This is a genomic window from Pseudomonas nicosulfuronedens (assembly GCF_005877905.1).
Classification (GTDB): domain Bacteria; phylum Pseudomonadota; class Gammaproteobacteria; order Pseudomonadales; family Pseudomonadaceae; genus Pseudomonas; species Pseudomonas nicosulfuronedens.
Genome location: NZ_SWDV01000062.1, coordinates 1 through 9,730, shown reverse-complemented (window position 1 = coordinate 9,730; position 9,730 = coordinate 1). Strand labels below are relative to the sequence as shown.

Sequence of the window (9,730 nt, the reverse complement as noted above, 5' to 3'; positions counted from 1 at the left end):
AATACGGATTCGGTGGGAGGGTGATGAGTCGGAGTGTATTCACCTTTGTGCCAGAACGGACTTAGATGGTTTCATCTATACCGAACCGAGCGGAATGTACTTCAATCTTGCGTCAGAACACTCTGGCCCGGAGTCCGCTCTGGCGGCTGGTAGGCAGGAGTTGTTGCAACTGAATGGCATAGCTGTAATAGAGCGCGTGCGAGGCAGTTGGACGCTTGCCGGACTGGAACAGTCTCGAAATGAAGGTCCACCCACTAGCTACCTCTGTCCCAAGGGGATAGAGGGTACCGCCTATGGACGTCCAACTATTTGCGCTCGTGGTCCCGATGGGACAGTTACACCACCGTTGCCGCAGTTATACCGGCGCTCCACGAAAGAGAATCAATACTTCGCCAAGGCGCTGCGTCTGCTCAGTACTCTCCAGGCAGATGATTGGGCGACGCTTTTCAACGTCACAGAACTCGTGCAGACGGTCGGGCGCACCACTCTGAAATCTTGGGGGGTGATTGAACATTTTGATCGCATCGGTTCTGTCGCGAATAACGCATCCGCAAGCGGCGATAAAAGCCGCCACGCCATTCAGAGACATGCCAAACAGGTGGAGCCGATGGATTTTGGTTTGGCGAAGGAGCAGGTCGTTTCGGCTGTTAAGCGGTGGGGACGTCATCTGGAACAAGATGAGCTTGCCGACGAGGAGTCTTGAACAGCCGGAATCCGTAGTCGATGGTCTTTTGACGACTACAAATTCCGGTATGGATCTGTATTTGTATCGAAGACTTGGCTTACCGATTTCGGGCCAGCCTGAGGGTGTTTACTGTCTCTACGTTGCATCTGGCGGAGCAGTCCAGGGCTTTATTCAGGTCCATTCCTTCTTGCTCGGGTCCCACTGGCCTTGGTGGAGCTCCGGACGTTGGGAGCCTGCTATCACGGGACCAAAGAACTGGCGTAGGTCGGACAATAGATCCTCGAATGGCGACGGTGGGTTCACCTGCGGATTGAGGCGCAGATAGCCCTGCCACTGTTGGCCGACGATCTGAACAAAATCCGGACTGAGGCCAACGGGGATACCGGTAGGAATTGTTGCGCCGCGGCGCTCAAATGTCCCGGAGATCGCCCGGATCAGAACTGGCATGTCCAGCGGAAATGTTCGGATGATCACCCAGATATCGAAGTAATCCTTAAGCCTGCTGTTGATCGCGCCGAAACGAACCATCGCCTCGAATTTCTCGGCGATTACTGTCGCCTGCGGGTACATCAGGATGCGAGCTTCGGGCAGTCCTGGCAGAAGACCGGGAAATCTTTGCGACTTTGGCGCAGGGTAAACGTGGTCCCCAAAACCGATATCTACCTGCACTGTGACCCTGGCGGTGTGGATTTGCCCTTCCACGGTTAGGGAGATCCCTCGATAGTGCTCATCCTCCCTCACTGGCTGCACGGAGAGCGTTGCGGGATCGAAGGTGATGCCGTCTTCTGGTACGACGACCATGCAGACCTTTCGAAACAGCGCCAGAACCGCCTCTGGGCTGGGATCTCCATGGCCGAGTAGATCAATGTCTTTCGTCGGGCGGTACACGTGCTCGGGCCAGGTCCCATAGAGCATTGCACCCTTGAGCATGTAGCCTTCCGCCTCGGGGAGTTGGCTAAGTCGATAGAGCAGACGCTCCTGCGCATAGCGCGTCTGGACGAGGTTGAAGATATCGCCTCGATCTCTCGCGCGATTCATCAGGCGGGCGTTGATGGAGGCCCCGGGGTTCTTGATGGACCTGACGCTCATTGAAGGGCTCTCAGGTAGAGCGCGACCCGCTCAGCCACTCGATTGATTGCTGCAAACCGCATCAACTCACTGGGCGTCGCTTTTCGTTGCCGAATGGCGTCTTTCAGTGCCTCTACTGCTACGTCCTCACCCACGATTCGCCGGTGTTTGAAGCAATCCGCCACGGTTTTGGCTGGACAGAAGATTGGTACCAGCACGCCTTCGATACTGATGTGCTCGATGCCGGCGGACATCACTTCGCCGGTCGCGCGTATGAATTCCAGTCGCAGCCCCTGGGCGTTGGGTGTTCTAGCCTTATGGGGGATCGTCATCCAGACCGCGTGGGGCAGCTGGGTGGTGAGTTGGTGGTAGTGGAGGGCGCTGATTAGGCTGATCACTCCGTTGGGTACTCTACGTGCCGCTTCAGCCAGATCGTGGGCGGCGTGCTCGCCGAGACGATTTGGATCCTGATAGAGCCCCCGGGAAAGACGGAAAATATCGCCCGAATCGCAAAGACGCTTCAGGTAGACCAGCGGGATGCCGGCAGCGGTGAAATCTCGCGCGCGAACGATTCCCCTGTCTTGAACAAGGCGAAGGGCTCGTTCCCGATGAGTCAAATCATTCTGGATCATTTGTTATTTATCGTAGGCATTTACGATTATTTGTCACCAAAATATAACACTTGAGAGATAATCAATGACGTCATATATTTCATATGACCATGAATCAGTCTAGCCCCCCCGACGAACTGTCACCCCAGCAAGTAAGGGCAGCCCGAGCCCTACTGGCGTGGTCTCAGCAGGAGCTCGCCAAGAATGCTGGCGTAGCGACCTCCACCGTGGCCGATTTTGAGCGCGGCCACCGGACACCTATGGCCAATAATGCGGCGGCTATCCGCAATGCCTTAGAGCGCGCCGGCATCAGCTTCCCGCCCCAAGGCGCTGTGATCGGTCCGGCTCTTCCCCCTATAGCGCCGCCTGCATCAGTCGCTCCATCGGGCATCCCTTTGCGTTGGGTGACGTCGCAAGATCTTACCGATTGGGCCAATCGCACTGATGCTGCTGGAAGCATGTCAACGCTGCTCTCCCACTTGGTTTATGCGTCTGAGGGGGCCGGTATCTGGCGGCGATTCCCTGCAGAAGAAAGCGTTAGGCATTCAGGGTGGGATGGCGTGACCTCGGGTGAGGCCCGCAGTCGTTACGTGCCACCAGGGGAGACCGGTTGGGAGATCACCACCCAGAGAATGGACATCGCGGGAAAGGCAACTAGCGACTACAGGAAGCGAACAGAGAATCCTGACCCGCTTGACCCATCCACCTCTACCTATGTGTTCATCTCAACACGCCCTTGGCCTAAGAAGCACGAGTGGGTTAACGAGCGGAACAAAGAGGGTGTGTGGAAGGACGTCCGAGCCTACGATGCTGATGATCTCGTCCATTGGATTGAGCAAACTCCATCGGTTGGGCTGTGGCTCGCCAGGCGATTGAATAAACGACCTGACGGCGTGCATGAGCTCAGCGAAGTCTGGGAAGAATGGTCTCTGGCGTCGATCCAGCCACTCTCGGAAGAGCTGGTGCTCAGCGATCGCGACCAAGACGCGATAGAAACACTTCGTTGGCTTAGAGGCGTCCCTTCCATGTTGTCGCTTCAAGCGAGCACAACTGAAGAGGTAGTCGCGTTCTTCCACGCCACGCTGAGCATGCTCCCCAACGAACTCTCAATGGCATATCGCGCCCGTTCCCTAGTCGCTGCGACGACAAAGGCTGCGCGAGATCTAGCAGTGGCGCCAGCGCCGCTGATTATGTTGCTGATGGAACCTGATCCAGGTTTGGCGAAGGTGCTAGTTGGCCGTGGGCACTATGTCCTCCAGTGCTACGACGATCGCCAAGTAACTCAGGGCGACCTTCGCGTGTTGGAGAGACCATCACGTGAGGGCATCATTTTTGCCCTTACCCAGGCTGGGGTTCCCGAAGCGAAAGCTGATGCGCTCGCTCGCGACTGTGCACGCAATCTGACCGTGCTAAGGCGCCTTATGTTTGCAGCACCCGGTCGTCGGCCGCGGTGGGCTGATACCTCTCCGAGCCCTGTGCTCCGTGCTGCCCTTCTAGCCGGCGGCTGGGACGAATCTTCTGAGGCCGACTGTGCGCGGATCGCGGAGATCGCTGACCTGCCGTACGACAAGCTCGTGGTTGAATTGGCTTCCTTTGCTGGCAACTTTGATAGTCCGCTTCAGAAGGTTGCGTCAGCCTGGCGGGTCAGATCTCCTATCGATGCGTGGATGCTGCTCTCTAAGTCGTTGAGCAGCGTGGAGTTGGCGCGGTTTGAGAATGTCGCACTTCAGGTTTTGGAGGCCGAAGATCCGCGATTTGGAATGGCTCCCGATGAGCGCTGGTTGGCTTCTCTGCAAGACATTCGCCCCAGCTATTCGGAGCTGCTGCGCCACGGCGTTGGGAAAACGCTGATCCTGCTCGCATTGTGGGGAGATACTGCCGAAGCAAAGCGCAGCGCGGACCAGATCGTTCGGAAATTGATGGGAAATGCCGACCAGGTGCGCTGGTGGTCTCTCTCCAAGGATTTCCGCCTGCTTGCCGAAGCATCGCCCCAGGCATTTCTCGACGCGCTAGAGGACAGCCTGGAGCAAGAGGATCAGCCGCTGGGCTCACTCTTCACCATTGAAGACGGAATTGGCGCAGGAGCATCGCACTTGTGCGATCTCCTCTGGGCTCTCGAGTCACTAGCGTGGTCTCCGGAGCATCTTGCTCGCGTGGCTCGGGTTCTGGCGAAGCTCGACTCCATCGACACCACCCCCGCGCGATACATGAACCGGCCTAGCAACAGCCTGCGAAATGTATTTCTCCTTTGGGGCCCTCAAACCTATGCAACATTGGAGCAAAGACTAAAGATCCTTGATGTACTCAGGAAGCGTGAAAGCGAATCTGCTTGGCGTTTGATGCTCGGCATGCTTCCTAAGGGCAATGACACATCGACCCCTTCTCCAAGTCCGCGGTGGCGCGATTTCACCCCAGAAAGGGTCGAGGAGGTCTCTTGGAGTTTGATAAGCCGCGGTGTTGTAGAGATTACTCAGCGTCTGATCGCAGACGCAGGTCGCAGTGCGCTGCGTTGGAAGGACCTCGTAGATCGGCTGCCTGATCTTGTCTCGGGACCAGGTGATGTCTTGGGTGCGCTTGAGGTGGCGGAAAGGGAGATATCGGACGAAGAGGGGCGCACTGCGCTTTGGGGGGCTATTCGACGGACGCTACACCACCATCGCCAATTCCACGACATGGATTGGGCTATGCCTGAGGACACGCTGGCTCGGCTCGAGATGATCTACGAGCGATTTACCCCTAAGGACGAAATACAGAGCCTGAATTGGCTCTTTGCTGGCGGCGTTTCTGTGCCACGGCCCTCCTCTGGATGGGAGGCAGAGGAACGAGACATTGACGAGCTCAGAAGACGTGCAGTCAACGAGCTCGTTCAAACTGGCGGGCCGGAGGCCGTTCTTGAGCTCGCTCGTCAGGTTGAGCATCCGATGCTTGTGGGGAAGGCACTATTCCAGACTGACAATCCAGAGCCTGTTGTTCAGGCAGTTGTAGAGGCAGCTCTTCTTAGCGGCGACAGCCGGCAACGCGAAGTGGCGAGGGGATACATCGCGCCTAGGTTCCACCAAAAGGGGAAAGAGTGGGCCGAGGCGTTGCTAAAAAAAGCGCGTACCTCTAACTGGAATCCGTCATCAATTCTCGCGATTCTGCTCTCACTTCCGGGAAATGCTTGGACCTGGGAGCAAGCGCATCATGCCGGAACGGCGATTGAGGAGAGCTATTGGAAGTCCGTTCCTGTGTTCTGGTCGAAGGAACATAAGGACGAGGTCATCTTCGCCATCAAGAAGTTTGTGTCAGTCAGCAGAGCTCGAGCTGCAGTCGCTTTTGCTGGGCGAGACACCGGCCTACAACTAGAGACGGAATTGCTTGTCGATCTGCTAAATAGAGCGGCGCTGGAGTCAGCAGAACCATCAGCCGACCCAAACGACGGGACAATGTTCCAGCACTACGTAGGCGAGATTTTCCAGTGCTTGGATAAGCGAGACGATCTGGACAAAAACGCTCTAGCTCTTCTGGAGTGGAAGTACCTGCAAGTTCTAGAGCATTCACGGCGTCCGCCCAAAGCGATTCTTGTGGCCCTGGCTGAGCAACCAGCGTTGTTTGTTCTGATGCTCTCGGCTGCGTTCTCTCCAAGCGAGGAATCGAATCAGGAGACTGCTCAGCAGGAGGACAGAAACGCCAGTGTCGCAAGCCAAGCCTATCGCCTCCTAAGACTGTGGAGTCATCTACCAGGTACACGTGAAGACGGTTCCATCGACCATGACGCACTCATCAAGTGGGTTGACGAAGTGATCGTCTTGGCCGAAGCACGGCATCGTAAGGACATTGCCTACGATCAAATCGGGGCGATTCTGTCTGCTTCTCCAATGGGCGCTGATGGGAACTGGCCGGCGGAGCCGGTGCGAGAAGTCATCGATGAACTGCGCAACAAGACGCTGCTAAATGGGTTCTATGCAGGAAAAGTAAGCCGGCGTGGCGGCACAACCAGGCTTCTTAGCGCTGGTGGAGCGCTTGAGCGTACCGAGGTGGAAAAATACCGGAGATGGGCGCAGTCCGTGGCTCTAGAGCATCCTTTCACCGCAAGAGCGCTTGAGTGGCTTGCCGAGAGATACGAGGCTGAGGCGCGTTTTCACGACGATGACGCTGAGCGTCGGGACTGGTTCTGATTTTTTGAGACGTTCACTGCCTGAGTCAAATACAGCTGCCCATCCGCTGCTGGTTAATCGACTACAAAATCCGGCACGGCTGGGCTTGGACTTCGACTGAACTGATTCGCTCTGAGTGCTACGCCCGAGTCCACAGTCCTTAACGACCATCCTGCTCCAAATTCCCTCACTCAAAATGACCCCAAGCATTCACGTCTTGACGTTTATATCAAAATGGATATAGGCTGATTTCACTGGGCGCAATGAGGCAACGGCGCCGGCGGATCAACCTTTCTGAGGTTGGGGTCCTTCGGCAGATGCGTCCAGCACTCAAATGAGGAAAGGGCCATGAAACGGGAATGTGCTAACAATCTGGGTCGACGTCGGAGGTTCTATGGAACTCGAGCAGCAGAAGGATGTGGTGTTTGTTGGGAGCAGCCTGGACGATCTGCGGGACTGTCCTGCTAAAGCCAAGCAACGGATTGGCTTCCAGCTCTCCCAAGTGCAATGCGGTGACATGCCAAGCGATTGGAAGGCGATGCCAGAGGTTGGACCTGGCGTGATGGAAATCCGGGTGAGTTGTGAAGGGGCTTTTCGCGTGTTCTATGTGGCCAACCGGCCAGACGCGATCTACGTGCTACATGTCTTCCAGAAGACCACACAGCAGACGGAAAAGCGTGACATCGACCTGGCGAAAGACAGGCTGAGATCACTGGGATGAGAGAGATGGGCGACCCCCCTCCGGTCAAGGTCTGGCCGAGAGGGGGCTCCTCGTCACTGCTGTCCTGCTCTACTAGAAACACATACTCATCGAGAGGAAATAAATCCATGGCAAACGAACGCGCTACCAATGTTTGGGATGCGCTGGTTGATTCGCCAGAAGAAGCCGAAAACCTGCGTATCCGTGCTCAACTCATGCGGGAACTCACAAGAACCGTCAACGGTTGGGATGTACCGCAAAAAGATGCTGCCGCTCGTCTGCACGTCACGCAGCCGAGACTTAACGACCTGCTCAAAGGAAAGATCGACAAGTTCTCCCTTGATGCTCTGGTAAACCTGCTGGGTGCTGCCGGCCTGGATCTGGAGATCTCGGTGGTCCAACGCGCGGCATGAGCCGCTGGTGAGGTGCTGGTATTGGATTGACTAGTCGACTTCACACAAGCAAGACCCTGAAGCCCTGCCCGAAACGGTGGGGCTTTTTCATGTTGGCTTCTTGATTGGATGCCTTAGACGAGTTGGCCGCGATACTGGGCCGCTTACGCGCAATCGGCCAAACAGCGCCTGGAGCCGAGTAGATCTCGGTGGCCCTATCAATTAGGCGAGGAGGCAGGCGAGGTGAGATCGGCTGGTGCTGGATCATTTCCCACGCCTTCTGGCATGTTGACGAGGTAGTTTGATAGCGATTTTTGCCAGGCCAGGGAGGGGGTATGCCGACGACCTACGAAGTACGTGTGGTCAGCACTCAGAAGAAGTATTCCAAAGAGTTCCAGACCGAGAAGGAATTCGCGGATGGTTGGAAATCAGTTCTGCAGCGGGCACACGGAGCTCAGGTGATCTGCCTTTGCCCCGGCAATGGCAACCGTTACCTCTCGGTGAAGCACCGAGAGGGAAGCGACAGCTATCACCTTGCCCGGTACGCCAACACTGGCCCCGAACACGCCACCGACTGCCGGTTCTACGCGCCTGCAGCAGAAAGATCGGGCCTGCAGGGCTACGACGTTGGTGTGGTAGAGGAGGCCGAAGACAACACCTTGAGGATTCGCCTGGCCCATGGCCTGCGGATCAACGACGCGGCTCCTTCCGGCGATGGCCACGACCTTCCACCTCGTATCCCGGGTGTGAAAAAGCCTTCAATGAAGCTCCTTGGCCTGCTTCAACTCTTGTGGCTGGAGGCCGGCTTGGCCAACTGGTATCCCCTCATGGAGGGAAAGCGGAAGTCGGGCGCGGTGTCGTATTGGGTGTCGGAAGCGGCGAAGCGGGTTCGAGCTAGCCGAATGACTATCCACGACGTGTTGGTGGTGTCGGCCAGCAAGGGTTCTGGCCGCGCTACCGAGAATGCCGGTGTGGTCGCGGCCGCGCGCGCGCACAAGCGACGACTGATCGCGGTAGCACCTCTTGCGCGATACGACGCAACTCGCCACGACCTCCGGCAACTGCCGCTAGCAGGTCCCTTCGGGATGCCCACGATGGACATTCGATTTGAGGTTCGCAGCCGCGCTGAGCGCAGCTTCGCTGCGGAGCTTGCAGCCTGGAAGGCTGGACATAAGGTGATTGCGATCGCGCAGTTGAACCTCAAGGAAGGACGCTATGCGGATGTCCTGGATCTGGCGCTCATGCGCGTGAGCGAGCGGATGATTCCCCTCGACTCCGGCTATGAGGCCCTGATCGAGGCGAAGCTTCACGCCGAAGGCCGTGCTTTCTTCAAGCCACCGCGGTTCGAAGCTGAGGACGAAATATTCCCCGATTTCTGGCTGCTGGATATGGGGCGAGACACGCAATTTCCCCTGGAAGTGTTCGGCATGGACACTGAAGAGTACCGGACTCGCCGGCAACGGAAGATTCGCTGGTACAACGGGCAGTACGGTTCTACGGGGTGGTGGCACTGGGACGCCTTCCAGGACCCTAAGGGGAGTGGAATTCCACCCTTCCCCGAGCGGGCGATCAATTACCGGGACAAGGATGCTTCCGCAACCGAGGATGACGTGCCGGAATCTGTAGTCGATATCGATTAACCCCTTATCACGCCGATCTATCTGGCAGAGGTCTGGGTACCTGAAGCATCTTCAAATTTCGACATGCCAGGTACCAAATGTCGAAGCAACTCGCTACCGTGATGTCCTCTCTCAAGATGGACGTGTATATGAAAACCACCGATGCAAACCACCCGGCCACAATCTGTGAACAGATGCTCTGCTCCCGGAAGCAGTACAACATTGAGCACAGCATTTGGCGCAGTCACAACGTCGTCATTGATCGATTGCTAGAGCGCAAGCTTGAGCTGCGCGATGCGTTCATCGACTTGCACAAGAAGCTTCACGAGCACCCTCACGCGCTAAACACCTTTTTTGGGGTGCTTCTCGATGCGACTGCGTTCTGGGGGCCTGAGAAAAATGTAAAAGCCAGGGCAGAACGCGATGAGTTGGAGAGGATCAATGTTCAAATTGCCGAGCTGGGGGAGGGGCTTGCAAGCCTTCTTCGTCGCCGTGATCAGTTGCATAACCACTCAGGCT

General features: G+C 56.8%; 7 protein-coding genes and 1 pseudogene. 6 read left to right on the top strand and 2 right to left on the bottom strand.

The window, feature by feature from the left end; all coding sequences use genetic code 11:
• The coding region (locus FAS41_RS29205; protein WP_218939142.1) for a hypothetical protein at positions 1 to 703 on the top strand (703 nt) is incomplete at its 5' end.
• Positions 704 to 856: 153 nt separating this feature from the next.
• Here FAS41_RS29205 and FAS41_RS29200 read toward each other — a convergent pair.
• Both FAS41_RS29200 and FAS41_RS29195 read right to left on the bottom strand, forming a co-directional pair.
• A complete protein-coding gene (locus tag FAS41_RS29200; RefSeq protein WP_138526777.1) occupies positions 857 to 1,774 on the bottom strand; it encodes a nucleotidyl transferase AbiEii/AbiGii toxin family protein in 918 nt (305 codons plus the stop codon).
• Positions 1,771 to 2,385, bottom strand: a complete 615-nt coding sequence (locus FAS41_RS29195) for a type IV toxin-antitoxin system AbiEi family antitoxin domain-containing protein (RefSeq protein ID WP_138526776.1) — start codon at positions 2,383 to 2,385, stop codon at positions 1,771 to 1,773. Before FAS41_RS29195 ends, FAS41_RS29200 begins: the two co-directional genes overlap by 4 nt.
• A gap of 83 nt (positions 2,386 to 2,468) precedes the next feature.
• On the opposite strand from FAS41_RS29195, the gene FAS41_RS29190 reads away from it, so the two are divergent.
• The 5 genes and pseudogenes from FAS41_RS29190 to FAS41_RS29170 all read left to right on the top strand — a co-directional run.
• Positions 2,469 to 6,521, top strand: a complete 4,053-nt coding sequence (locus tag FAS41_RS29190; RefSeq protein ID WP_138526775.1) for a helix-turn-helix domain-containing protein — start codon at positions 2,469 to 2,471, stop codon at positions 6,519 to 6,521.
• A 373-nt stretch (positions 6,522 to 6,894) separates the two neighbouring features.
• Positions 6,895 to 7,221, top strand: coding sequence for a type II toxin-antitoxin system RelE/ParE family toxin (locus tag FAS41_RS29185; protein WP_138526774.1), 327 nt, complete (start codon positions 6,895 to 6,897; stop codon positions 7,219 to 7,221).
• A gap of 107 nt (positions 7,222 to 7,328) precedes the next feature.
• Entirely contained in the window at positions 7,329 to 7,613 is a 285-nt protein-coding gene (locus FAS41_RS29180) for a helix-turn-helix domain-containing protein (RefSeq protein WP_138526773.1), read from the top strand.
• A gap of 314 nt (positions 7,614 to 7,927) precedes the next feature.
• Entirely contained in the window at positions 7,928 to 9,232 is a 1,305-nt protein-coding gene (locus FAS41_RS29175; protein WP_138526772.1) for a DUF1173 family protein, read from the top strand.
• A 128-nt stretch (positions 9,233 to 9,360) separates the two neighbouring features.
• A pseudogene (locus FAS41_RS29170) lies at positions 9,361 to 9,730 on the top strand (hypothetical protein); the annotation flags it as partial.

Excerpts from the sequence above, each read along its gene's own strand:
- FAS41_RS29200 (WP_138526777.1), bottom strand. The coding sequence starts at position 1,774 with ATGAGCGTCAGGTCCATCAAGAACCCCGGGGCCTCCATCAACGCCCGC.
- FAS41_RS29195 (WP_138526776.1), bottom strand. The coding sequence starts at position 2,385 with ATGATCCAGAATGATTTGACTCATCGGGAACGAGCCCTTCGCCTTGTT.
- FAS41_RS29190 (WP_138526775.1), top strand. The coding sequence starts at position 2,469 with ATGACCATGAATCAGTCTAGCCCCCCCGACGAACTGTCACCCCAGCAA.
- FAS41_RS29185 (WP_138526774.1), top strand. The coding sequence starts at position 6,895 with ATGGAACTCGAGCAGCAGAAGGATGTGGTGTTTGTTGGGAGCAGCCTG.
- FAS41_RS29180 (WP_138526773.1), top strand. The coding sequence starts at position 7,329 with ATGGCAAACGAACGCGCTACCAATGTTTGGGATGCGCTGGTTGATTCG.
- FAS41_RS29175 (WP_138526772.1), top strand. The coding sequence starts at position 7,928 with ATGCCGACGACCTACGAAGTACGTGTGGTCAGCACTCAGAAGAAGTAT.